We start from the raw sequence: 26,610 nt of genomic DNA, 5'->3' as shown, positions 1-26,610 counted from the left end.
TATGAAGTTAAGGACAAAAATAGTTACTACCTATATCATTTTAATTGTTATCACAACAGGTATATTAGGCTTTATAGCTATTAATAAATCGCAAGAGGCAGCATTGGAGCAGGAGGAAGAAAAGATTCAATTTGCCCTCCAATCAGTATATACTCTAGTGGACATGCGACAAGACTTGATTCAAGAACAAATTAAGAATGACTTAAATATTTCTATTAAGCTTTTACAGGAAGAGTACGGGGATGTTAGGATTGATAAAAGCAACTTAGCTCAAGTAGGGGAATATACTGTACCAGCCCTATATGCAGGGGACCTAAATTTAATCGAGGATACCACATTTGTCGATGAGCTGGAAGATTTTTTTGGAGGCACTTCTACAGTATTTGTATTAAATGACACCGAGTTCGTTCGGATAAGCACGAATGTTCGACATGAAAATGGTGACAGAGCAGTAGGAACAATTATTGATGAAAATTCTACAGTATATCAGTCAGTGGTCAACAAACAGCCTTATTACTCAAGAGCTTGGGCGGTAAATCGTTGGTATATTACAGCCTATAAACCTTTGATAGATGTCGATGACAATGTAGTAGGAATACTTCGTATTGGTGTACCTGAAATAGATGAAAAGTTAGAAAGTATTTTAGGAAACGTAAAGATTGGGAAAGTTGGAAAGCTTTATATAATGGATTCTACTGGCACGCTATTGTATCATCCAACGAAGCAGGGAGAAAATATAGCCAGATATGAATACGTTCAGGACATATTTGATAGAAAAAACGGTTCTATGGAGTTTCAATTAAAGAGTAATACGATGCTAGCTAAATTTCAATATTTTGAGCCATGGGATTGGTATGTTGTAGCTTTAGTAGACATTCATGATATTAAATCAAATGCTCAAGGGATAATCAATTTTATAATTACCATAGGATTGGTTATATGTGTTCTTGCCATGGCAATAATTGCAAGCCAAAAAGTTAATAAAATAGACAGGAAAAACTAAGAAAAATTTGATATGATGGACTTATTAAGAAAAAAAGGGTAAAGAATTTTACATTTTATCGACATAAACGAGGAGGGTTAGGATGGGGAACTATGAAGGAGTTTCACAAAACCATCAAAATGGAGTTGACCATAATAGTCAACAAATTAACAAGGGGTTAGATGTATTTTATATTAACAGTATTTTTATATTATTTGCTATAGCCTTTATAACAGGGGGCTATGCAATTATGACGACAGAAGTGGGAATTAAAATTTTAGAATCGGTTGCCAATTTTAGATATGCCCCCACTATGATTATTGTTTTAATTTTTGCGGCTGCACCACTTAGTGTTTTGATAGGAGCAAAATCAGAAAGCTACAGGGATATGTTTATTATCAATATTATTTTTGCTGTATTTATATTGACATTAACAATGTTTCCACAAGCATTAAGAAATCCAATTAACATTACGTTACCAAGTATTTTAGCCTTTGGAGTAAACTTAAGGGTAGATCAACTAAGCCTGCTAATGGTACTAGCGGCATCACTTTTATGGTTAATGGTGATGGTTTATGGACATCATTACATGATTTTAGAAGAAAACAGTCGAAGTCGTTTCTATTTTTGGTTCCTTGTTACCTTTGGTGGCGTAATGGGAGCAATGATGGCTAACGACTTACTAACTATGTTTTTGTTCTTTGAGGTTATGTATCTTAGTTGTTATTTTTTAGTTGCCCACAATCAATCAAGCGATGCTTTGAAGGCAGGAAATAGATATATTTATATGGGAATAGTGGGTGGTTTAAGTATACTCCTAGGCATTAGTTCACTTTATGTATATACCAATACCTTTATTCTTGGAGAGATTATGGCGCCACTACAGGTACAATATGCTAACAATCCAACGGTTATTACCTTTGCCATCACTGCCATCTTAATTGGATTTTCCATAAAAGCAGCTGTGTTTCCAATGCACTTTTGGCTTCCAGATGCCCATTCAAGTGCTCCGACTCCAGCTAGTGCAATACTATCAGGAATGGTTATTAAGGTTTATATATTTTCTCTAATGAAGTTTCTTTTTAAAGTAGTAGGGCTTGATGTTATCAGAAGTATTAGTTTAAATAATATACTACCTCCTCTAGCAATTGTAGGTATGATAATGGGCTCTATATTTGCAATAGGGCAAAAGGATATTAAGAAGATATTAGCCTATTCTAGCGTGGCACAGGTTGGATATATGATTTTAGGAATTGGTTTAATGAATGATAAGGGCTTTGCTGCCGCCATGTTCCACATTATAACCCATGCCTTAATGAAATCAGCTTTGTTCTTAAGTGCAGGAGCTATTATTTTACAAACTCATAAGAGAGATGTAAGAGAATTTCAAGGGATCGGATACCAGATGCCTATCACCATGGGGATTTTCACCATTGGAGCAATGTCTATGATTGGTATCCCAGGATTAAATGGTTTTATGAGTAAGTGGTATCTAAGTATTGCAGCCTTGGAGGCAGGAAACCCAATATTTGTTTTTATGATTTTAGTTAGTAGCTTTTTAAATGCCGTATATTATCTACCTATTATTATTACTGCTTTTTTGAAGAAAGCTCCTGATAGAGAAAATGTTCTGGTAATGGATCAATTACCCGCAAACATGTTAATACCAATGGTACTCATTGGGTCTGGCTGTATTCTACTAGGATTTTTCCCCCAATGGGTTATGAAGTTTATAGAACACGGTATTACAACTTTCCTTTAATAACAACTGAAGCTAATTAAATTATGGAGGAGATTTATTATGAAGAATACTGAAAGCGTTAAGGTTCTACACCATCATGATACCTCTTTAGGATACAAACCTTCAACGCCGCTGTTTATTAACAACTTAATTATTTTTTTGCTAACAATAGCTGCCTTTGTATTCTTTGTAAGCTTAACGGGTGGGGGAAAGGCTCCTTACCTTCACGAAACTATTAGGCAATTTGTTGCTAGCAAAACTTACTATCCTCTATTAATCGTATTCATACCTATAATAGGTGGTTTTATATCAGTTGTTTGTGGGAAAAAACATGAAAATCTTAGAGATGCTTTAACGGTTGACTTTACTTTTATAACGCTACTAATGGTGCTGTCTATGTATCCAGTAGTAGCTAGTGAGAAAATTGTTTTAAACTTACCTAGAATGATGGGCTATGGATTATTGTTGAAAGTTGATATGTTAAGCTTTATTATGGCTGCACTTACCTCCATCTTATGGTTAATGACGATGATTTATGCACCCCATTATATGGCGGTAGAAAATCATAGAAATAGATTTTTTCTATGTGTAGCCATTACCTATGGTGCAATATTAGGTACAGTTATGTCTGGTGATGTTTTTACCATGTTTTTATTTTTCGAAATTATGACTTTTAGCTCCTATATGCTGGTAGTTCACTGCGAAACTGAAGATGCTATAGAAGCGGGTAACAGCTATATTTATATGGGAGTATTCGGAGGACTATGTATTCTACTAGGAATGATCCTATTATATATGCACACCAATACATTAGAATTTACTCCAATGATTTCTGAACTAGTAAGTATGGGAAATACAAGATATGTAGTCATTGCATTATTTATGGTGGGATTTGGTGTGAAAGCAGGAATGATACCACTACATCTTTGGCTACCTAAGGCACATCCCGTTGCTCCAACACCTGCTAGTGCTCTGTTATCAGGGATCATGATAAAAATTGGTGGTTATGGTATGCTGAGAACCGCTACAAGCTTTTTCTTTCCAGCAGTTCATGAAATAGAGAACTATAAAGATATACTATGGTACTCCTCAAAAAACTTAGGAGCAGTTATCATCTGGATGGGTATAGTAACAATGGGAATTGGTGTATTTATGGCGCTGCAGCAGGGGAATATGAAGAAAATGCTTGCCTACCATAGCGTAAGCCAGATGGGCTATGTAATTATGGGTATTGGTGTAGGTATTTATCTAGGACATAAGGGAGCGATGGGCTTCACTGGCGGCGTTTTCCATATGATTAATCATGCCCTATTTAAGTCTTTATTATTTATGGTGGCAGGGGCGATCTATTTGCAAACCCATGACTTGGATATGTATAAAATGGGAGGTTTTTGGAGGAAGATGCCCTTTACAGCCTTGGTAGCACTGATAGCGGCATTAGGGATTACTGGTACTCCATTATTTAACGGCTTTGCCAGTAAATCAATGCTCCATCATGCTATTATAGAGGCTTACGAATACGGACATCCCTCTTTTTGGTATGCAGAGAGGCTATTTGTCATCATTAGCGCTGGTACAGTTTGCTCCTTTATTAAGTTAATTAGCTTTACATTTTTAGGAAAATGTCCCGAGGAGTATAAGAATATAAAAAGTGGTTATAGAATGATGGATATAGCAATGTTAGGTATGGCCGTCTTAATTATTGCAGTAGGCCTTAGACCAGACTATATTTTAAACTATTTCCTTATTCCAGCAGCCCGTAACATTACCTATGACCCTCATTTTATTGATAAGTATTTAGGACATATGAATTACTTTAATTCCCATGATATTTTAGGAATGATACCAGTGTATATAATGGGTGCAGTAATCTTTGTAGCTGGAATGAAATTTCACTTATTCCATTTGCATTTCCCACATTGGCTGAGGTTTGATTATATTTTGTTTTATCCAATATTTAAAGTTGCAAGCTTTATCTGTAATAGATTAAATAAAGGTCAGGAAAGAGTGTTAGAAAAGGGTGAAGGTTTAGTAGATGGAGTAAATTCTGCAATAAATGCTATTACAGAGGGATATGAAAGTCAGGTTTCTAAAGGAGAACGATTGGTGGAGGATGTGAGTTCAGCCATCAACTATCTGACGGAAGAGTATGAGACAAGACTTGAAAGAAGCGAAGGATTGATAGGAAGATGCGTTTATACCCTGAATTTGATTACCAATCGCTATGAATCCTCTATGATAAAAAGTGATGTTGTTATCTATGTTGTTATTTTAACCAGCATCTTAGGCATGCTACTGATTTTTAAATAAAATTAATAAAATATAAACCAATCACAAAATGCAGGAAAACATCAAAAAGTTTTCCTGCATTTTTATTATCAATATGTACACAAAAGGATCCATGACATTACGAAAATGATATAATAAGTAAAACATGTAAAAAAATACCTAAAAAAAAGTTAAATTGACCGAATATATTTGCATTTTGTCTATAAAGTTAAAAAAATCTTATTTTCTATGTTACTATTTTGTAGTAAGATGTAAAGATTTGAGGTAGCCATAAATTCAAGTTCTACCTAAACTATTTAAATAACATATGAAAGGAGACCACTAATGAAAAAAATAGGAACAAAGCTAATTCTCTACATATCGATATTACTGTTACTATTTGGGACGGTTTTAGGGGTAATGGTTATTCGAGATGTAAAAAGTTCTATTTCTGCAGTTGTTACGGAAAAGGTCATGTCAGATTTAAATTCTTCTTTTGAGATTATTAACTTAATGTATCCAGGACAATGGACCGTTGAAAATGGCAGCCTTTACAAAGGAGGAACCAGGATCAATGATAATACAATGTTAGTAGATAAGATAGGAGAAATGACAGGATATACCGTTACTATGTTTTTGGGGGACACAAGAATCGCAACAAATATCGAAATTGATGGAGAAAGAGCTGTAGGTACTCAGGCTGCTACTAACGTAATAGAAGCAGTAATTGACAAAGGAGAAGAATTTATCGGAGAAGCTGATGTCTTAGGGGCGCGTTATCAGACAGTATATCGGCCAATAAAAGAAAAAAATGGTAATACGATTGGTATGGTCTTTATAGGAGCACCTAAAGCCTTTGAAGAGGGAATCGTTAACAGATTTATTAAAGGTTTCTTATTAGTTCTTATTATTGCTCTTTTAATAGCTATTGCAGCAGCGGCTGTAATAGGGCGTTCGATTGCTAAACCAATTAATAATATTACACGATTGGCAGAAAAAGTGGCATATCTAGATATTAGTAGAGATGCATCCAATGAAACTGTCAATCGAAAGGATGAAATAGGATTGCTTGCAAAGTCTTTTCAAGCAGTCATTGACAGCTTAAGGGATATTGTTCATCAAGTAAAAGCTATCTCACAACAGGTTGTTGCATCCTCAGAGGAATTAGCCGCTATTTCTGAGGAATCGGCAGCTGTATCACAGCAAATTGCTTTATCAGCAGGGGGCGTAGCAGGTAGTATAAAAAATCAAATGAATGAAATCCAAAAAACAGCTTCATCTATTGACGAAATTAATGTCAGTATAGAAGAGGTGTCAGATAATACAAAAACGATTGAAGCTATGAGTAAAGAAGTGTTTATAAAGTCCAATATAGGTAAAGAAAAAATTCAAACTGCAAGTCTACAAATGGATAATATATCTAAAGGTACTAAAGCGGTTCAACGTTCCTTATTAGATATTACTGATAGTTCAAATAAAATGAATAGTATTATACAAGTGATTGATAATATAGCAGAACAGACAAATTTATTGGCACTAAATGCTTCTATTGAAGCTGCTAGAGCAGGAGACCATGGCAGAGGTTTTGCTGTGGTAGCTGAAGAGGTCAGAAAGCTTGCTGAAGGATCACAGGAGGCTGTAAAACAAATAAGTAGCTTGATAACAGAAAATCATATAAATATACAAAATGCTAATAATCTTATGAATAAGAGTGCAGCGAATGTAAAAGAAGGAACAGAGGTGGTCGTTGTAGCAGAAACCACTTTCTTAGAAATATCAGAGCTAATTGGAAGTGTAAATAACCAAATTCAAGCCATCACTACTACGATAAATCATGTAGCAGAAAATAGTGAGGAAGTTGTGAAATCTGCTAAGGCTATAGAAAACATATCACAGAATGTATCAGCAGAGATTGATAATGTATCGGCTTCAACAGAAGAGCAAACAGCTTCTGTTGAAGAGGTTGCTTCTTCAAGTCAAGGATTAACGCTACTAGCAGAAAATCTAGAAAAAATTATTGAAAAATTTAATCTTTAAGAAGAAAGTATCATCATAAAAGCCATCTGTGGAATTTTCAAAATTCTAAAGATGGCTTTTAAAAATAGAGATAATCTAAAGAAATAAATCCCTTTCTCCCGCTTCGATTTGCTTTAATTTTTCTATAGTCTTATGTTTGATGCTATGATTAGGAATATTTTTCAGATTGGTTTCAATTGTTTTAGTACCTATTTCCTGTAATGATTCATCTCCATAATCCTCTAAATACTCCTTAAAGGTTAAAATAGCATTTGGATAACATAGATTATGGATTTCCTTGCTTTTGGCAAACTCCATAAATCTATCACCAGTACGGCCAGTACGGTAGCAGGCGGTACAATAGCTAGGAAGATAGTTTTGTTCACATAAGGATTTTATGATTTCATTAGGACTTCTATGGTCAGCTACTTCAAACTGAGGATTAGACTTGCCTTCTACAAAAGCTTTATAGCCAGCTACTCCTGTACATGAACCGGCACTAATTTGCGAAACACCCAGCTTGATCACTTCTTCTCTAAAACTAGGTTCCTCCCTGGTTGACAAGATAATGCCAGTATAGGGCACTGCTAGTCGCAGTATAGCAACAATGCGCTTAAAATCATTATCAGAAACTAAATAGGGATAATCTTTAAGCTTTACATCATTTGCAGGTCTTATTCTAGGTACAGAAATGGTATGGGGTCCTACTCCAAAAGTATCTTCAAGATGTTTCGTATGAAGCATTAAACCCATTACCTCATATTTATAATCATACAAACCAAACAGTGCACCTATACCAACGTCATCAATTCCCCCCGCCATTGCTCTGTCCATGGCAGTGGTATGGTAATGGTAATCTCCCTTTGGTCCAGAGGGATGAATTCTACGATAGGTTTCTTGATGATAGGTTTCTTGAAAGAGTATATAGGTACCTACTCCAGCTGCTTTAAGCTTTCTATAATCCGATACTGTAGTAGCAGCAATGTTTACATTAATACGGCGGATCTCTCCCTTATCAAACTTTTGACTATATATATGTTGCATAGTATCAGTAATATAATCGATAGAGCAATTTATGGGATCTTCTCCTGCTTCTAATGCAATACGCTTATGACCCATACCAACGACAATTTCTATTTCCTTGGCAATTTCATCGGGAGTTAATCTTTTTCTCTCTATTTCATTGCTACATTTATAGCCACAATAAAGGCAACTGTTAACACAATAATTGGATACATAGAGGGGAGCGAAAATAACAATTCGTCTACCATAGATGTCCTCCTTAACTTGAGCCGCTGCTTGATAAAGCTCTTCCTCTAATTGGGGCTCTGTTATTTCTAATAAAGCAGCTACTTCCTCTAGTGTAAGCCCTAAGCCTGACTTTCCTTTTGTAATAATTTTTTTTATTTCATCAATGGTTTTTCCTCCACCAGCCTTCAGTAGAGAATCAATTATTTCATCCTTTATAAAATCAGCTTTTTGCCTATTATTCATTTTATAAAATCTCCTTTTTAATATTTTTTAAGCAAATTTAGAATTGTTCTTCTGGAATTGAATGCTATCTCCTCTGCCTAAATCCACCTCCATACCTGTGGAAGTAATCCTTTGCTCTATACAACCTCTACAATGGGCGGGTTCATCGCCGGTACAAATTTTGTTTTCATAGAGTTCATAAAGAGGCCTTACCTTTGTCGGAGAAAGATTTGGCATTACAACATTAGCACCAGCTAAAATCGCTTTTTCTCTACCATTTGGATCTAAGGTTCCCAGTGCAGTGGTGGCAGGAAGTAAGGCTTCGGGAATCATTAATCGAGCTAAAGCCACCATGACTAGTGTGTCCTCTAAGGAACCTCCTACAGCATCCCTTAAAGGAGTTTCTCCATGAGGGATAAAGGGGCCTATACCAATCATATCAGGGCTTAACTCCTTCAGAAAATGCAGATCTTCTGCTAAGTCTTCGGCTGTTTGACCTGGTAATCCAACCATAAAACCTGCCCCTACTTGGTATCCAATTTTCTTTAATGTATTCAAAGAAGTTCTTCTGTTTTTGAAGTCCATAGTAGGGTGAAGCTTTTCATACAAACTCTTTGATGCAGTTTCATGTCTTAGCAGGAAACGATCTGTACCAGCTTCAAACAGTTTTTGATAGACTGTTTTGCCTCTTTCACCAATAGAAAGGGTAACAGCAGTATCAGGAAACATTCCCTTAATTTTTTTTACAATACTTATTAACTTATCTTCTCCATACCAAAAATCCTCTCCGCTTTGTAGTACAAAGGTTCTATAACCCAGACGGTATCCCTCATTACAACACTGGAGGATTTCATTAATAGAAAGGCGATAACGTTCTACTTTTTTATTAGAAGCTCGAATACCGCAGTAAAGACAGTCTTGTTTACAATAATTTGAAAACTCAATAAGACCCCGCATAAATACTTTTTTACCGTAATGACGGATTTTCGTTTGTAAACTATAGTGGAACAGCAGTTTTTTACCTTCATCATCTAAGTGATTGATTAGTGCTACTAATTCCTCCCTTGTCAAATAATGATCCCTATAAAGCCTTTCTATTAATTCTTTACTCATTTTTATCCTCCCATCACAGACTCATTTTCTTCCCACAGCATCTTTACCTGTGGGAAAGGAGAAATAACTCGTTCTAAAATCCCCTGAACATGGGCTATTAAGACACCATAATTGACAATAGGAATTCCCGCTTCAACAGCCTGAGAAATTCTATAAACCATAGCACGACGATTCAGCATACAACCACCACAGTGGATAATTAGTTTGTATTTTTGCAAATCTCTAGGAAATTGTGTTCCTGCACAGTATTCAAAGTTTAAATTTTTTCCTGTCAACTGTCTAATCCATCGAGGAATTTTGACATGGGCAATATCGTCTGCCTGCTGATGATGTGTACAGGCTTCAGCCACCAAGATACTATCGCCATTTTGAAGAGTTTCAATGGATTTAGCTCCCTTTACTAATTCAGCTAAATCACCCTTATGTCTAGCGAATAAGATGGAAAAGGAGGTTAAAGGAATGTCTTTTGGAGTATCTGCTGCTACCTTTAAAAAAGCTTGAGAATCTGTTATCACTAAGGCAGGTTTTTTTCCAAGATTTTCTAGGGTATCTCGCAACTCATATTCCTTTGTAACAATTGTAATGGCATCGCATTCTAAAATATCCCTTATAGTTTGTTGCTGTGGTAGAATGAGGCGTCCCTTAGGAGCAGCTTTATCGATGGGTATTACTAATATAACAAAATCCCCAGAAGAAACAAGGTCCCCTACGATTTTAAATTTATCTTCCTCATTGGGGGCAATTTTAATAATTGCCTTTTTCAATAAAGAAATATTTTCACCAGTTGAAGCAGAGACCGATATAAAGGGGATACCTAATGAGGTTTCTAAAACCTGTAATTCTTCTTTATCCGCCGATTGAAGATCTATTTTATTTAGAATACCTTGGATAGGAATTTCTTTGGATTTTACTAGCTTTACAATTTCCTTATCATAAGAAGTTATCCCGATGGTGGCGTCAATTAAAATTAAAGCGATATCGGTTTTGTTTAAAACTTCAAAGGATTTTTCTTTTCGTAGTTGACCTAATTCTCCTTCATCATCTAGACCAGCAGTATCAATGAAAACAACAGGCCCTACTGGTAAAAGCTCCATGGTTTTATAAACTGGATCTGTAGTGGTACCCTTAACGTCTGAAACAATAGCAATGTTTTGGCCAGTAAGAGCATTGATAATACTGGATTTGCCAGCATTTCTATTGCCGAAAAGAGCAATGTGAATACGGTTAGAGCGGGGGGTTTGGTTCATACTCATAGTGTACCTCCTTATATTCCTGGAATGCCAGGCTTAGTAATTTCATAAGGGTCTAAAATCTTTTCGATATCTTCTTCAGACAGTATTTTTTCTTCTTTTAAAACAGTTACGATATCTTTGCTTTCCTCTTGAGCTTTCTTTACTAATTCTGAAGCATAATCATGGCCTATATGATGGACTAATGCCGTCGCTATAGCACAGGATTCTGATAGATGCTTTTTACATACTTCTTCATTAACTACAATGTTATCTATACACTTTTCTTTAAATAGAACAATGGCCTTTGTCATGATTTCCAGAGATTCTAGAAGTGCATCAGTAATTAGAGGAGTAAAAGCATTAAGCTCCAGCTGACCGTTCATTGAAGCTAAGGTAACGGCATAATCATTAGACATAACCTTCATAGCCATTTGGCATACCATTTCAGCCATAACAGGATTTACCTTACCGGACATAATAGAGGAACCCACCTGTACAGAAGGCAAAGTGATTTCCCCAATACCACCTTTGGGACCTGAGTTCAGTAACCGTAAGTCACTGGCAACTTTAAAAAGGTTAGTGGCAGCAGATTTTAGTAGCCCAGAAACTTCTACGAATACATCCATGTTTTGAGTAATATCCATAGGAAACTCACTCCGTGCAAGTCCTAGTTCTGTTATGTCCTGTAAAATATCCGTGATGGTATAAATATATTTCAAACTAGCATTCATGCCTGTACCGATGGCAGTGCCTCCAATATTGATTTGTCTTAATCTTTCTTCTACCTTATAAAGGCGCCATCGATCCCTGGCTATTGCTTGAGCATAGGCTCCAAAGCTTTGGCCAACCATCATAGGTAAAGCATCCATTAGCTGGGTTCGAGCTAGTTTAATGGTATGTTCGTATCGATTTTCCTTTAACTGTAAACTATTCTGCAGTTCTGCACATGCTTCACTAAGGGGACGTAATAAACGAATTGCAGCAATTCTCAAGGCAGTAGGATATACATCATTGGTGGATTGAGAGAGATTGACATGATGGAGGGGATGTATTATTTGGTAGTTGCCTTTATCATGGCCTAACAGTTCCAATGCTCGGTTTGTTATTACTTCATTAACATTCATATGGGTTGAGGTGCCTGCTCCCCCTTGAAGTGGGTCTAGGATAAATTGGTCAGAAAGAGCCCCCTGCAATATTTCATTACAGGTTGCAATGATAGCATTAGCTATAGTTGGAGAAAGATTTCCTAACTTCAAATGGGTCATAGCTGCGGCTTTTTTCACTACCACAATGGCATGAATCAAGTGGAGATTGGTGCTTTTATTACTTATTGAAAAGTTTTCTGCAGCCCTTTGGGTATGGATCCCGTAATAGGCATCCTTCGGCATAGATATTTCTCCTAAAAAGTCTTTTTCAATACGATAAGACTCCTCATGATTGGAATACATTTCTTTCGCCTGCCTTTCTTGATATAGAGTTGAGCTAGAAAGGGAGGAATGCAAATAAAAAACCCTTTTCTACAAGAAGAAAAGGGTATACTTAACTAAGGTAAACATAGTTATGTAGCAATTATTTTCCTTTCCCTCCCCTCAGGTACTGATAATCCCTTAGTTCAGATGTTGAAAAAAGATTCCTTGGTAGAAATATAAGATTTCTACCTCAGAAACTAGAATATTTTATTTGATAAAATTATATCAAAAACTAGAATAAAAATCAAACAAAAACTTAACTAGGAGAAGGATATATAAAGACAATTTATATATCCTTCTCCTATCTATATTTCAAAAAATCAAATCATGTTGATGTACAAAGGCTTCCTGCTATTTCATACTACCCTTAAAGGTATCCTGTATTAGTATAATATTTTTAATAACTACTGCGGCATTTGTCTGTATCAAATCAAAGTTTTCTGCAGCAATCTGCTTTTCTAAATCTGCGATAGAGAGATCAAACTTCTCAGCTGTATGTTGAGCATCTTTTTCTGCTAATTGCTGTTGCATTCCATTTTTTAGCTCTTTTGCTTTATCAATATGCTCCTGAGCATTTTCATATTTCTCCTCATGAGCATAGAGAACGCTTTGACGAATATGATATTTCATTTTATATACTGGACCTGGTACTTTAGAAGTAAAGGAATTTCTAAAATTAGCTAAATAGCTGGTAAGATTGTTAAGAGCGAATAAACTGCTTACTACGTCTTTCTGCATCATTGCCTCAGAAGCCTCTATAAGAGTCTCTTCAAATTTATCGATTTGATCCTGCGGAGCATGAACATCCCGCAAATCTGCCTCTAAAACGTTCCATTTTTTATGGAAAGATTCTATTTTATGGCCAATTTCAAACCAAACCTCATCTATCGCTTCAGGAGGCTCCGACATTTCAGCAGTAGTGCCTTCAATTTCTTCTTCCTTCAGCAGAGGAACAATAATTTGTTCTTCTTCAATTGCCATCCTTAGTTTTTGCCCATTTCCAGCTTTCTCCTGCTGAGGCTGCTGTACATTTACCTCAGGTTCAAGCTCACCTTCAGTTTCTACTTCAATTTCTGCTGCTTGAGGGGTAGTGGGTAACTCCTCTTTTTCTTTTTCCTCAATGGCCATTTCAATACCTTTAATAGCATCAATATCATACATTGTTTCCAGTATCTCTGATTCCATTTCCACAAGAACCTCTGGCACCTCAGGAGGCTTATTTCCTCCCTGCTCCTCTTGTGGTTTTTTGGGACTGGTATTACAGGCGGTAAAGAATACCATAAAAACGAATAAAAGAATTATGAGAAAGCAGAACCTTGTTCTAAGTATCTTGTTTATCATCATATCACCTCTATAATATTTTTTCCATAATCTTTTAAAACATAACACAAAATGAAACTTAATTCAGAAGGAGTTTTAACTTTCACTAAATAGTAACTGAATTTATTTCGAGGATGTAGTGCTTAATCTCCTGCTTATCATAAGTGAAAGCGCCAGGCTTAAAGCAATATACCGAAGATAAAAGATTACTGATTGGAATAATAGGAAAAAATAGTATAAAATGACTAGAAGGATTCTATAGGTAAGTAACGAATAAATTAGTAACAAGTAAATCATTGTAGCTCAATTTATTTCGAAGGATAAAAGGGATTTTAAAGGAGAAGAGGATGAATATGCTTTTCAGAAAAAATACAGATATTGAGGTAGATGAAAAGATAATAAAGAAGAATCGAGTTCCAGTCCTAATCAAAGATAAGGAGTGGAAAAATATTATTGCTAGTAGTCATACTAATAAAACAATTCAATTCTTCAGTAAACAATTAGAGGATTTAATCAATGAGGAAAAAGAATCGCTAAGGCAATTAAACAATAATAAGCAATATAAGACAAAGCTGATGAATAAGATTATATATTTATCAGATTTATTAAATAGACAGGGAAAAGAAGATGTCCTGCCAGAATTAGAGAAATGTAAAGAAGAAATTACGAAGGTAAATGAGATTATTGATGAAATTATGGATAAAACCCAAGATTATTCCAGGGAAATTGAGAGAGTAAATCTAGCGTTGTTAAAGGAGACGATTGTCATTGTTTATAAAGACATTACAATTGGTCACGATAAACTACTTGCGGTGGATCAAGAGATTGAGGAACTTAGAGAAAAGTTAGGGAACTTAAGGGATGAAAAGGATGAGCTAGAGAAAAAAAATGAAAAGCTATATTCCTTTTTACATACGGTTATTGGTCATAAGGAAATGGAAAAATTGGATGTACTTTTTTTGGAAGAATAGAGGTAAAAAGATGATTAAAGGCTCAGGAATTGATATTATAGAGATAAGCCGTATTGAGAGGGCTGTCAAAAAAAACCAAAGATTTATCGAAAAAATTTTTACAGTAGAGGAGATCAAATTATTTGAAGAAAGAAATTATCGCTATAATACAATAGCAGGTTTTTTTGCTGCAAAGGAGGCAACGGCTAAAGCTTTAGGAACAGGAATTCGTAATATACAGTGGAAAGATATCGAAGTAAAAAAAGATGCTATGGGGAAGCCCTTTATAAAATTACATAATAATGCTAGGAATATTGCATATAGTAAAAATATAAAGGATATACATTTATCTATATCTCATAGTAAGGAATACGCTGTAGCCCAGGCGATAGCCATATAACTGCTGTTGTTTTTGTGAAAATGGAAAAGGGAGGATTTAAATTGAAATATTGGAAGGTTATCATTCTATTAGGACTACTACTTATCTTAGTGGCGTGTAAACAACCTACCAATGAAGAAGTATACTATGAAATACAAAAGAAACTAAGTACAATGGAGAGTTATCAATGCATAGCAAAGATTCAAGTAATTAATCAGGATCAGGAGAGAGAATATATTTTTCAGCAATCCTTCAAAGGCCCTAATCAGTATAGGCTAGAGGTTTTGTCGCCTGAAGGTTTAAAGGGAAACTTAACTCTTTATAATGGCAAAACAGCATGGTTACGACATCCTGCTATCAATCAAACTTGGAGAATAGATAATTTCCAACAATCTCCAGAGCAGCTTATGTTTATAGGATATTTTCTAAGAAATTATGTTACTTCTAAGGAATCTAAATTTGAGATTGAGTCCTTTGAAGGAGAAGATTATCTTGTGATGGAAACAAAAATACCTGGAGGAAATTATTATTTTGACCATCAAAAACTATGGGTTGATAAAAAACAAAAAGTGCCAGTAAAATTATATGTATATGATGAAAAAAATAGTGTTTGTTTTAGGGTTTACTATGAGAATTTTGAATATAATCCTAAATTAGAAGATAACTTATTTCACTTGATGGATGAGGAAAGATAAATCAATATAAATCGAAGAGGAGGTATTCTTAAATGCTAACAAAAGATAACCTAAGGCCTGTATGGGCAGAAATTAATTTGAACAACCTAAAGCATAACATTCAAGAGGTAAGAAGAGTAGTAAAAAATAATACTTTAGTATGTGCAGTAATAAAAGCAGATGGTTATGGTCATGGAGCAACTGTTATTGCTAAAACTCTCTTAGAAAATGGAGCAGATAGATTAGCAGTAGCAACTTTATCAGAAGCCATAGAGTTAAGAGAAGCAGGATATGAAGTACCTCTAATGGTTTTAGGATATACAACGGAAACACAAGGGAAGGACGTATTAGATTATAATATTATTCAAACGCTATACTCTCTTCAACAGGCTGAATATTTCTCTCAATTAGCTGTGGAACAAGGAAAAGAAATGACCATTCATCTTAAGATAGATACTGGTATGTCTAGGCTAGGCTTTCAGGTGAATGAAGAGTCTATAGAAGAAATAAAAAAAATAATTCAACTACCTAATATAAATGTAGAAGGTATCTTTACACATTTTGCTGTGGCTGATGAAACAGATAAAACCGTTACCTATGAACAGTTTAAGCAGTTTATGCTATTAGTAAATGCATTAGAAAAAGATGGATATACTATACCTATTAAACATGTTTCTAACAGTGCTGCAATTATTGACTTGCCAGATATGAATTTAGACATGGTAAGAGCTGGAATTATGTTGTATGGGTTATATCCTTCACCAGATGTTAACAAAGATGCAGTAGAATTAAAGCAAGTGATGGAGCTGAAGGCAAAGGTTTCCCATGTGAAAACTCTTCCTGCCGATAGAGGAGTAAGTTATGGGTTAAAGTATAAAACCAATGGAGAAAGAAAAATTATTACATTACCTATAGGCTACGCCGATGGATTTACTAGGATGTTGACGGACAAGGCAGAGATTATTGCAAAGGGTAAAAAGATTCCAATTGTAGGACGAATTTGCATGGACCAATGTATGGCAGATGCTACAGGGTTAAACATAAAGCGAGGCGATGAAGTAACTCTCTTTAGCAATGATCCAAGGAGTCTTAACACTATAGATGACGTAGCTGCTAAGCTAGATACCATTAATTATGAGATTGTATGTATGGTTGGGAAACGAGTTCCTAGAGTCTATGTGGAAAATAATAACTTTGTGCACATAAAAGATAATTTGTTAAAATAATCTTGAATGTTTTTTAATGTCCTTGCATAATTTATTAGTAACATTGACACACTTATAGTAAATAATATATAATGATTGATATATAAGAGTATATAACTTTTAGAGAAATCATATATACTCTTAACGGAAATAGATTGTTAATTCTGGAGGTGCAAGATGGCTGATTCTAAAAGGATAATGATAAGTCTTCCTGAAAGTCTTCTTAAAGAGGTAGATTTTATAGTTTCCATGGAACAAACCAATAGAAGTGAGTTTGTAAGGGAGGCTATGAAATTATTTATTCGAGAGAAGAATAAAATTAAGCTAAGAGAAAAAATGAAGAAGGGTTATCAAGAAATGGCTTCAATCAATCTGGCACTTGCAGAAGTAGGCTTAAGCCTAGACGTATCCTCATTAGAAAATTATGAGGCGGAAATAGCGGAGTGTGAGTAACTTGGTGGTTAAAAGAGGCGATATATATTATGCAGATTTAAGTCCAGTAATCGGGTCTGAACAGGGAGGAGTAAGACCTGTTTTAGTGGTGCAAAATGATATCGGAAATCGCTACAGCCCTACTATTATTGTGACTGCTATCACCTCTCAAATTAATAAAGCAAAGCTCCCGACACATGTGGAAATAGAAGCCTCAGAATATGGTTTAACAAAGGATTCGGTAATATTATTGGAACAGATTAGAACAATAGATAAAAAAAGGCTGGAGGAAAAAATTGGACATTTAGATGACGAGATGATGATGAAGGTAAATGAAGCATTATATATAAGCTTAGGATTAGTAGATTTTTAAGACTTAAGACACTTACTTAAGTCTTTTTCAATGCTGATTTTAATATAGGGACGCTATTATAGAACTTCCATTCATAGGTAATATATAGTATAATAATGAATTATATTACCTAATTAGCTACTCAAGAAACAGGGGGGATGAAGAAAATGGCAAAGTTTAAAAAATTACCAATACTTACATTGATAATGGTGCTTATTGGGTTAGTTATCATTGGACAAGTTGTATATGCTAATACAAAGGAACCGGGATCTAGTGAGGATCCTATCGTTACGTTATCCTATGTAGAGCAACGTATGGAGCAGTTAAAGTTTTATATAGATGAAAAAGTTTCATCACCTCAATCTAATGGGGGAGCTTCAACAGGGACTAGTATTGATATTGTTTCTTTAAAAACTGGTGAAAAATTGATTGCCGATGAAGGAGCAGAAATTATCTTGCGGGGTGGTAGTGCTGTGGCAATAGATAGTCCTAGTGGAGGTCTTGCCAATGTAACAGCTGGAAGAGATATTCAAAAAAATCAAACCATTCTTCCTAACAATTTACACATTGTGCCTAAGAGTGATGGTAGAGGAGTTAGGGCTTTGGACGATCATGTAATTTTAATGGTTAGAGGTTCCTATAGAGTAGAGGAATAACAGGGTGATAATTATCGGATTTTTTAGACTTCCCATTATATAATAAGGAAGTCTTTTTATTGCACTATGGATATGCGCCTCTGTACTTAAATTTTAATACACACGAGCTACGGTTTCGCTAAAATTCATGAGCGCATTAGAGAACCTCTATACCAAAATTTGATATAGGTAGGGTGATTCATATGAAAAAACAAATAAATGAAGCAAATATATTAAGAGGGATTGCCTGCTTAGCAGTGGTTTTGGTGCATATTTCGGCTATCCCAGTATCCACTTTGCAAAGTGATAGCATACACATGAAGATATTCTCTTTATTGAATCGTAGTGTTAAATTTACAACACCGACATTTATTTTTTTAAGCGGGTTAACAATGTTTTATAGCTATAAGGATAAGACTTTCCATTATTTTAGCTTTCTAAAAAAGAGGTTTTCTGCAACATTAATTCCTTATTTTTTATGGAGTCTTATATATTATAAATACTTTATTGATCAAGGCTATTATATTTTTTCATGGGATTTTCTTATAGAAAACCTTTTACTAGCAGACATGAGCTATCATTTATATTTCATACTAACGATCTTGCAGTTTTATCTGTTATTTGGAGTATTTCTATATATTTTTAAACGATTTAATCATAACTACATTCTTATTTTTCTATTAGCCATTAGTATTTTTACTGTAAAATATGTTCGATTTCCTTATGCAGATCGCTTTTTTGCCAGATATGCATTTTACTTTGGTTTAGGCTGCTATACTGCTATGTATATAGATATCATTAGAGAAAAACTATTGAAATATAAGTATTTAATTACGGCTGGTTATATTAGTATAAGTTGTTATTATGGATACCAGTTTTATCAATATTATGGATTAGAAAGATCAATAGATAATTTCACGATAGAATTAACCTGGTTTAGCTTTTGTCTTATAGCCATCATGTTCTATTCTTTAGTAGCTTACCAGATAGCTACTAAAGAAAATAGTGTGTTGTATGGGGCATTAAAAAAAATTAGCAAAGCTTCCTACTATATATATTTGAGTCACCCTCTTGCAATTTTTGTTTCAGAAAAATTTTTGACGAATTTGGGAATGCTTTCTATTACAAGAAGATTCTTATTGAATATAATCATTGTATATGGGATGGTTGTTCCTTTAGCAGTACTATATAGTTCCTTAAAGTATAAGCTTACTCAGTATTTTAAAAGTAGAAAGAGAAAAAAAGTTACTTTACAGAGGGGCCTATAAGTAATATCATAATAAAATGAGGCTTAATTCAGTTCTTAGTGTATTAAAGTTAAGTATAGCTATATTACTCTGATATTCGGTTAAAATTAAGAAGTAATATAAATATTCTCCAAATGAAAAATATAAGTTGATGAGGTGCTTTTCATGAAGAAAAATGTTGTTTTACTGGCGGTGATCCTTTTAAGCGTATTTGCACTAGGTTCCACCTTAAGTGCAAGGATTGCTGTTGAATCCAATAATAAGGTTGTAGATGTGGTATTAGACTACAGTGAATTTGAGGGTATGGCAAATCAATCGGAGGAAACATTGGGTTGGTGGTTCGAAAAATTTAAAGGTTTAGGGGTACAGTATGTTGGACTGCAGGAGGAAAGCATAGAGTCCCTATTGATGGAGAATCAACAATTAGAAGTATTTATGGGATGGCAGCTATTTCAGGAGGCTGGATGGAGAGAAATCTATCCCTCTGAAGTAATAGAATACATTGATAATGAAGAGATTAGCGAGTATGATGTTGTGGTGACAACAAAGTCACAAGAACTTTTTGATTTTATTCTTAGTGGGTTAGAAGGGCGATACTCTTCAGAAGAATTTAAGGTTATATCTCGAGAAGAATACTTTGTGATACAATTACATGGGACAATAAGAGAGGCATTGTATAGAAATAATCTTAACCTGGTGGATATGGATGGGAAGCTATCAGCTCCAAGACATAAACCTTATGCATCTAAGCTAATGCAGGTAGGATTAGGTTTTGATGAGGGAAAAATAAGACTTATTGAAGAAAGTGGTCTAAAGGTACTTCCAAGACCCTATACCTATAAAGAATGGATGCAGGAAAAATATATAGAAGCGGTTTTAACTGATTTTGAGACCTATGAAATGAAGCCACCTGTTTTCATTTTTAGTGGAGGAGAGGTGCTAGGCTATCCTAATCATCACGAGATAGTAATAAAATACATGTTGGAGAATAATATAAAAGCAGGAATGATTGAGACATCTGTTCAAAGAAGTCATATAGAACAAGAAGGATTAAATTTACTGGTTAGAAGCTTAAATTATGATGCTGTAAGGGTTTTCTCTGTATGGCCTTACATTCAGGAAAATTTTGAATATTTGAACTATGAAGGTGCAGAGGAAATAGAAAATAACTTATATAGGGCAGTGACGGAACGAAATATACGTTTTATATTTTTTAAACCCTTTAAAAAGGATCAATTAACAACCAGGTTTGATCAGTTTATATATATCACTGACTATGATGAATATGAAAAAATGTTCCAGGGATTAGAGGCTAGAATTGCTGAACACGGTATGACTTTAGGTAGAAGTAGTGTAATGGAACCTATAAGAGTAAGAATTGCCAAGCAAACTCTGATGGGATGGGGTATTGTTGCTGCCAGCATTTTATTGTTAAGCTATTTGTTGAAATTAAACAGAAAAGTAAAATATGGACTATTGGCTATTGGATTGCTTATGGTGCCTGCTGCCTTTGTAGTAAGACCGATGTTGATGGACAAAGTAATGGCATTGATAGCAGCTATGGTATTTCCTACTTTGGGAATGCTATATTTTTCCCACAAGAGTCATCAGTATCTTTATAAAGAAAATCGAAACAATAAATTATATCATCAAATTTTATATGCAGCTAGAGATTTGATCATCGTTTCTGCTATATCACTTTTAGGTGGTTTATTTGTGGCGGCTATTTTATCTCATATTGAATATCTATTAGAAATGGACATTTTTAGAGGTGTAAAAATCAGTCAGATGGTTCCAATAGTAGCTTTTGTTGTAATTTATATTGCATATTTTGGATATAGGAGGAAAACTGCTGACAATCAAGAACCAGCTCTAAGGACTAAGGATATAAGAACCTTCTTATTTGAGGATATAAAAATTATTTATGTAATTTTTGCTCTAGTTATAGGGGCTGTTGGATATATCTATATGGCTCGAACTGGTCATGAAACAAATATTCAAGCTTCAACAGCTGAATTAATTCTAAGAAATATATTAGAAGAAAATCTATTGGCTAGACCTAGAAATAAAGAGTTTTTTATCGGTTTTCCTGCTTTAATGCTAGGTATATATTTCGCTAAAAATAAAATAAAAAGTTTAATGTTTTTATCAGGGTTGGCTGCTATTATAGGACAAACCTCTATTGCAAATACCTTCAGTCATTTAAGAACCCCTGTATATTTATCTGTAATTAGAACTGTGTATTCGCTGGCACTTGGTATCTTCATGGGCATTTTATACATTTTATTATTTGAAATAGCCAAAAGGTTGTTTTATCGAATCAAACAAATGAATCTATTTCAACAAGAACAAGGCTAAGGCTTTTCTTATAACAATCTATCCTTTTGTTTAGTTTGAAAGGGCAAGAGAGGAAGAAACAGATGAAAAAAATATTTTTGTTCGGTTATTATGGTTTTCAAAATACAGGAGATGAAGCAATTTTAGAAGCTATTATTGACCAAATTAAAAAGACATTAGCAGATGTAAAACTGACAGCTCTTAGCTACAAGGCAAAGGATACATTTCAGAAATACGGTATTGACGCTGTTAGTAGAAACAGCTTTAAGGAAGTAATAAAAGCCATTAAAGAATCGGATGTTGTTATTAGTGGCGGAGGTTCTATATTACAGGACGTTACCAGTAGTAGATCCTTAATCTATTATTCAGTGATTATTCTTTTAGCTAAGAAAATGGGAAAAAGAGTGATGTTCTATGGAAATGGATTCGGTCCAATCACTAGGTATTCTAATAAAAAACTTGTAAAGTATATTATTAACCAAGTAGATGTTATTACTGTGAGGGATTATCAATCAAAGGAATATATGCAATCCCTTGGTATAAAGAAGGATATTGTTGTAACGGCAGATATTGCTTTTGGATTAGAAGATATATCAGAAGAAAAGGTTGAAACAATATTACAAAAGGAAGCAATAGAAACGACGAAGAAATGGGTAGGAATATCTGTAAGAGAATGGAAGGGACAAACCCATTATAAAGAGGTGGTAGCTAAAACCGCTGATTATTTAATGAGTAGAAATTATGGTGTCGTTTTTATTCCAATGCAATTTCCTAGTGATATAGATACATCAAGGGAAATAGCTGCTATGATGAAGGGGACACCTAAAATAATTGAATCTCAATATAGTCCTAGGGAAATAATAGGAATGATAAGCAGACTAGATCTTCTATTAGGTATGCGGTTACACTCTCTTATTTTTGCGGCTATTGCTGAAGTGCCTATGGTGGGTTTGGAATATGATGCGAAAATAAAAAACTTTTTAAAGCTAGTTAACCAAAAAAATGGTGGAATCGTTGAAAAAATTGATATTATACATCTTTGGTCTACAATTGATGCTGTTATTGAACATAGAGACGAGCATATTCAACAGCTTAGGGGAGTAAAAAAAAGTTTGCATAAGAAAATGGAAATGAACATAGAGATATTTAGTAAGTTTATGCAAGAAGGAGAAAAGCAATGAGAAAACAAGTTAGAATATTGGGCGTACCAATAGACATGATTTCGCAGGAGGAGGCTTTTCAAAAATTGGTATTGTTTTTGGAGGGGTCTTCTATAAAGAAGATCTACACACCAAATCCAGAAATTGTTATGCTGGCTCAGGAGGATCAGAGATTATTAAAGGTTATTGAGGGAGCAGACTTAGTATTGCCAGATGGTATTGGTCTATTGATTGCCTCAAAGATAAAAGGATTAGGTTTGAAGGAAAGAGTTACTGGTGTAGATACAATGGATAGACTTTTAAACTACTGTGGAGACAAGAAGAGATCTATTTATCTATTGGGAGGTAAGCCTGGTACGGCAGAAATAGCATGCAAAAACATAGAACAGCAATATCCGGGAATTAAAATTGCTGGATTGCATCATGGCTATTTTCAGGAAGCGGATGAAAATGAGATTATTGCAGATATTAATGCAGCAGCTCCTGATCTTCTTTTTGTATGCCTCGGAGCTCCTAAACAGGAAAAATGGATTGATCGATATCAAGATCAATTGAATTGTAAAATTGCAATGGGGGTAGGGGGCAGTGTAGATATTTATGCTGGCACGGCAAAAAGAGCACCAGTAATCTTTCAAAAAGTAGGTTTAGAATGGTTTTATAGATTGATGAAAGAGCCTTGGAGAATGAAGCGGATGATGGTCCTACCAAAGTTTTTAATCCAAGTAATCGTGAAACAGTAGTATTTTAATTTGGAGGGATTTTCCTTGAGTAATAAGAAACATAGTGCTATCATTGAATATATAGGAATTACCATAGGCTGTGCTCTAATGGCAATTAGCCTTAACTTTTTTTTAAAACCCAATATGATTGCTCCAGGAGGAGTAACAGGATTAGCAATCATTATTGAAGGGCTAATTGGTATACCTATTGACATAACAAATCTTATCATAAACATTCCTCTATTTATTACAGGTTTAATCATATTAGGGAAAGCCTTTGGGGTGAAAACTGCCTATGCTATATTCATTTTATCTGGATTTATACGATTATTTCTAATCATTTTTGGAGAAGGAGCAATGATTACCCACGATGTGCTACTAGCTGCCATATATGGAGGTGTTCTTCTAGGAGTTGGGTTGGGAGCTGTTTTTCGGTTTGGTGGTACAACAGGAGGAACCGATCTAGCGGGAGCCATTTTAAATAAGTACTTTCCCACTGTAAGTACTGCTAAGCTAATGATGATTTTAGACTTGATTGTTGTAGCGACGGCAGGCGTTGTAGAGAAAAACATAGAAACTTCCCTCTATTCAGTGATTGCTCTTTATATAACTGTGAAGTTAGCAGATTTTATTGTAGAAGGTTTAAGCTATGCAAAAGCTTTTTATATCATTTCTAAAGATTCCAACATCATTGGAGACAGAATTATACAAGAAATTGGTAGAGGTGTTACCGCCTTAGAAGCCAGAGGACTTTATACTGGTAGCAAAAAAGATGTACTTATGTGCGTAGTAAATCGTGCACAAGTGGCAAAACTAAAGAAAATTGTGTATGAAATCGATGAAAAAGCCTTTATTATGGTAACCACCGCCCATGAAGTACTAGGAGAAGGCTTTAAAGAGGCAAAATAAGACTTAATTCATAAGTAGGCAACCGAAAGTTTGGTTTGTTTATCTAGAAAAAGTTTTTTTATCTGAATTGTAGCCAAATTTATTTCAAGGATGTAGTGCTTGGACTGCCGCTTGTGAAAGAGGGAGTCCAAGCACTACACTGAAGATAAAAAAGTAGGAGGGATATCGTTTGAGTATTGATTGCAATTTATTAAATCAAAAAGCAACAGCAATACGCAGAAATATTATTGAAATGCTGTATGAAGCTGGTTCAGGTCATCCAGGAGGATCCTTATCAGCTACAGATATTTTGGCAGTATTGTATTTCCATGAAATGAAGATTGATGTACAAAACCCAAAATGGGAAGAACGAGATCGATTTGTTCTTTCTAAAGGGCATGCTGCTCCAGTTTTATATGCTGCATTAGCAGAAAAAGGATTCTTCCCTAAGGAAGAATTAAAGAAGCTTAGAAAAATGGGAGCAATGCTACAGGGACATCCTGAAATGAAAGGTACTCCTGGAGTGGAAATGTCTACTGGGTCTCTTGGTCAAGGTTTTTCTTCTTCCTGTGGCATGGCTTTAGCAGGAAAGATTGATAAAAAAGATTACAGAGTATATGCTCTTCTAGGTGATGGAGAATTACAGGAGGGTATTGTATGGGAAACTGCTATGGCATCAGCTCATCATAAACTAGATAATCTTACTGCTATAATAGATTATAACAAACTTCAGATTGACGGACCCAATGCTGAAGTTATGGGTGTTCACCCGGTAGTTGATAAGTTTGAAGCCTTTGGTTGGCATGTAATAGAAATTGATGGACATTCTCTTGAAGAAATCATTAATGCTTTTCAAGAAGCTAGAAATACAAAGGGAAAACCAACCATGATTGTAGCCAATACAATTAAAGGTAAAGGAGTTTCCTTTATGGAAAATTCAGTGGATTGGCATGGCAATGCTCCTAAAGAAGATGATAAAATAAGGGCATTAGAGGAATTAGGAGGTGAAGGCAATGACTAAAAAAATTGCTACGAGAGAAGCCTACGGAGAAGCTTTAATTGAGGTTGGCAAGAAAAACCCTAATGTGGTTGTGCTTGATGCTGATTTATCTAAGTCCACGAAGACAGCAGGCTTCAGTAAAAACTTCCCTGAAAGATTTTTTAATATGGGTATTTCTGAACAAAATATGATGGGAACTGCTGCTGGTCTAGCAACAACAGGAAAAACACCCTTTGCCAGTACCTTCGCTATGTTTGCAACTGGAAGAGCCTTCGAGATTATCCGAAATTCTATTGGATATCCTAGTCTAAATGTTAAGGTGTGTGCAACCCATGCAGGTCTAACGGTAGGAGAAGATGGAGCTTCACATCAAGCGTTAGAAGATATTTCTTGCATGAGGACAATTCCAAATATGACGGTAATTGTTCCCGCTGATGCAGTGGAAACTAAAGCAGCTATTCATGCCATAGCAGAAATGGAAGGGCCTGTCTATGTTAGATTAGGTAGAGCAGGAGTGCCTATTATTAATGATGAAGAAAGTTATAAATATGAAATAGGTAAGGGTGTTTTACTAAAGGATGGAAAGGATGCTACTCTTATAGCTACTGGTATTATGGTAGGGGAAGCTCTAGAGGCTAGCAAGATTTTAGAAGAAAAGGGTTTATTTGTGAGGGTAATTAATATACATACGATAAAGCCAATCGATAAAGAACTCATTATAAAGGCTGCAAAAGAAACAGGAGCTATTGTAACAGTGGAAGAACACAATGTTATAGGAGGCTTAGGTTCAGCTGTAGCAGAGGTAGTTGTGGAAAATTATCCTGTACCTATGAAGAGAATAGGTACCCTAGACACCTTTGGAGAGTCTGGAAAGCCGGATGAATTGTTAAAGAAATATGGATTAACAAAGGAAGAGATGGTAAAAGCTGTAGAAGAAATCATAAAAAGAAAAGCTTAAATAGAAAGTAGAATACCAAAAGAAGAGACGCATGAACTGCTCTCTTCTTTTTTGAAGTTT

The 26,610-nt window shown here is 34.9% G+C and carries 23 protein-coding genes; 18 read left to right on the top strand and 5 right to left on the bottom strand.

Annotation, left to right across the window (positions count from 1 at the left end):
- Position 1 precedes the first annotated feature (1 nt).
- The 4 genes from CHB72_RS05360 (at position 2) to CHB72_RS05345 (ending at position 7,028) form a co-directional block, all read left to right on the top strand.
- On the top strand, positions 2-1,003 hold the full coding sequence (locus tag CHB72_RS05360; protein WP_176431216.1) for a Cache 3/Cache 2 fusion domain-containing protein: 1,002 nt from the start codon (positions 2-4) through the stop codon (positions 1,001-1,003).
- Between the two features lie 82 nt (positions 1,004-1,085).
- Entirely contained in the window at positions 1,086-2,744 is a 1,659-nt protein-coding gene (locus tag CHB72_RS05355; RefSeq protein ID WP_089281844.1) for a complex I subunit 5 family protein, read from the top strand.
- A 39-nt stretch (positions 2,745-2,783) separates the two neighbouring features.
- A complete protein-coding gene (locus tag CHB72_RS05350) occupies positions 2,784-5,033 on the top strand; it encodes a complex I subunit 5 family protein (RefSeq protein ID WP_089281843.1) in 2,250 nt (749 codons plus the stop codon).
- Between the two features lie 303 nt (positions 5,034-5,336).
- Complete coding sequence (locus CHB72_RS05345; protein WP_089281842.1) at positions 5,337-7,028, top strand: methyl-accepting chemotaxis protein; 1,692 nt, start codon at positions 5,337-5,339, stop codon at positions 7,026-7,028.
- Between the two features lie 75 nt (positions 7,029-7,103).
- Here the strand turns inward: CHB72_RS05345 and hydG are convergent, their stop codons facing one another.
- The 5 genes from hydG to CHB72_RS05320 form a co-directional block, all read right to left on the bottom strand.
- A complete protein-coding gene (hydG, locus tag CHB72_RS05340) occupies positions 7,104-8,501 on the bottom strand; it encodes a [FeFe] hydrogenase H-cluster radical SAM maturase HydG (RefSeq protein WP_089281841.1) in 1,398 nt (465 codons plus the stop codon).
- 27 nt (positions 8,502-8,528) lie between these two features.
- Complete coding sequence (gene hydE / locus CHB72_RS05335) at positions 8,529-9,593, bottom strand: [FeFe] hydrogenase H-cluster radical SAM maturase HydE (protein WP_089281840.1); 1,065 nt, start codon at positions 9,591-9,593, stop codon at positions 8,529-8,531.
- 2 nt (positions 9,594-9,595) lie between these two features.
- Complete coding sequence (hydF, locus tag CHB72_RS05330; protein ID WP_089281839.1) at positions 9,596-10,846, bottom strand: [FeFe] hydrogenase H-cluster maturation GTPase HydF; 1,251 nt, start codon at positions 10,844-10,846, stop codon at positions 9,596-9,598.
- 11 nt (positions 10,847-10,857) lie between these two features.
- Positions 10,858-12,273 (bottom strand): aspartate ammonia-lyase, encoded by a 1,416-nt coding sequence (locus CHB72_RS05325; RefSeq protein WP_089282044.1) that lies wholly within the window; start codon positions 12,271-12,273, stop codon positions 10,858-10,860.
- A gap of 372 nt (positions 12,274-12,645) precedes the next feature.
- A complete protein-coding gene (locus CHB72_RS05320; protein WP_089281838.1) occupies positions 12,646-13,635 on the bottom strand; it encodes a hypothetical protein in 990 nt (329 codons plus the stop codon).
- A 332-nt stretch (positions 13,636-13,967) separates the two neighbouring features.
- Here CHB72_RS05320 and CHB72_RS05315 point away from each other — a divergent pair, with 332 nt between their 5' ends.
- The 14 genes from CHB72_RS05315 to CHB72_RS05250 all read left to right on the top strand — a co-directional run bounded on the left by CHB72_RS05315 (position 13,968) and on the right by CHB72_RS05250 (position 26,550).
- Positions 13,968-14,585, top strand: a complete 618-nt coding sequence (locus CHB72_RS05315; protein WP_141131326.1) for a hypothetical protein — start codon at positions 13,968-13,970, stop codon at positions 14,583-14,585.
- A 10-nt stretch (positions 14,586-14,595) separates the two neighbouring features.
- Entirely contained in the window at positions 14,596-14,964 is a 369-nt protein-coding gene (gene acpS / locus CHB72_RS05310; protein WP_089282043.1) for a holo-ACP synthase, read from the top strand.
- 41 nt (positions 14,965-15,005) lie between these two features.
- The gene (locus CHB72_RS05305) at positions 15,006-15,638 is read left to right on the top strand and encodes a germination lipoprotein GerS-related protein (protein WP_089281836.1); all 633 of its coding nucleotides are present in this window, start codon (positions 15,006-15,008) and stop codon (positions 15,636-15,638) included.
- 32 nt (positions 15,639-15,670) lie between these two features.
- Positions 15,671-16,843 carry an alanine racemase gene (gene alr / locus CHB72_RS05300; protein ID WP_089281835.1) on the top strand — a complete coding sequence of 391 codons (1,173 nt, stop codon included), beginning with the start codon at positions 15,671-15,673 and terminating at the stop codon, positions 16,841-16,843.
- A gap of 156 nt (positions 16,844-16,999) precedes the next feature.
- Positions 17,000-17,275: a CopG family ribbon-helix-helix protein gene (locus CHB72_RS05295; protein ID WP_089281834.1), complete on the top strand. Its 276-nt coding sequence runs from the start codon at positions 17,000-17,002 to the stop codon at positions 17,273-17,275.
- A complete protein-coding gene (locus CHB72_RS05290; RefSeq protein ID WP_456297865.1) occupies positions 17,268-17,627 on the top strand; it encodes a type II toxin-antitoxin system PemK/MazF family toxin in 360 nt (119 codons plus the stop codon). Before CHB72_RS05295 ends, CHB72_RS05290 begins: the two co-directional genes overlap by 8 nt.
- Positions 17,628-17,773: 146 nt before the next feature.
- Entirely contained in the window at positions 17,774-18,262 is a 489-nt protein-coding gene (locus CHB72_RS05285; protein ID WP_089281832.1) for a hypothetical protein, read from the top strand.
- A gap of 182 nt (positions 18,263-18,444) precedes the next feature.
- On the top strand, positions 18,445-19,509 hold the full coding sequence (locus CHB72_RS05280) for an acyltransferase (protein WP_089281831.1): 1,065 nt from the start codon (positions 18,445-18,447) through the stop codon (positions 19,507-19,509).
- A gap of 144 nt (positions 19,510-19,653) precedes the next feature.
- Positions 19,654-21,846, top strand: a complete 2,193-nt coding sequence (locus CHB72_RS05275) for a DUF5693 family protein (RefSeq protein WP_089281830.1) — start codon at positions 19,654-19,656, stop codon at positions 21,844-21,846.
- A gap of 62 nt (positions 21,847-21,908) precedes the next feature.
- Positions 21,909-23,006, top strand: a complete 1,098-nt coding sequence (csaB, locus tag CHB72_RS05270; RefSeq protein ID WP_089281829.1) for a polysaccharide pyruvyl transferase CsaB — start codon at positions 21,909-21,911, stop codon at positions 23,004-23,006.
- The gene (locus tag CHB72_RS05265; protein ID WP_089281828.1) at positions 23,003-23,725 is read left to right on the top strand and encodes a WecB/TagA/CpsF family glycosyltransferase; all 723 of its coding nucleotides are present in this window, start codon (positions 23,003-23,005) and stop codon (positions 23,723-23,725) included. Before csaB ends, CHB72_RS05265 begins: the two co-directional genes overlap by 4 nt.
- Before the next feature lie 24 nt (positions 23,726-23,749).
- Entirely contained in the window at positions 23,750-24,613 is an 864-nt protein-coding gene (locus CHB72_RS05260) for a YitT family protein (RefSeq protein WP_089281827.1), read from the top strand.
- A gap of 175 nt (positions 24,614-24,788) precedes the next feature.
- Positions 24,789-25,613 carry a transketolase gene (locus CHB72_RS05255; protein ID WP_089282042.1) on the top strand — a complete coding sequence of 275 codons (825 nt, stop codon included), beginning with the start codon at positions 24,789-24,791 and terminating at the stop codon, positions 25,611-25,613.
- Complete coding sequence (locus CHB72_RS05250) at positions 25,606-26,550, top strand: transketolase family protein (protein ID WP_089281826.1); 945 nt, start codon at positions 25,606-25,608, stop codon at positions 26,548-26,550. The genes CHB72_RS05255 and CHB72_RS05250 overlap by 8 nt, the downstream gene beginning before the upstream one ends.
- The last annotated feature ends 60 nt before the right edge of the window (positions 26,551-26,610 follow it).

Origin of the sequence: Anaerovirgula multivorans (genome assembly GCF_900188145.1) — a bacterium.
Taxonomy (GTDB): Bacteria; Bacillota; Clostridia; order Peptostreptococcales; family Natronincolaceae; genus Anaerovirgula; species Anaerovirgula multivorans.
The sequence above is the reverse complement of the archived record's forward strand: the minus strand, read 5'-3'. Positions and strand labels throughout refer to the sequence as shown.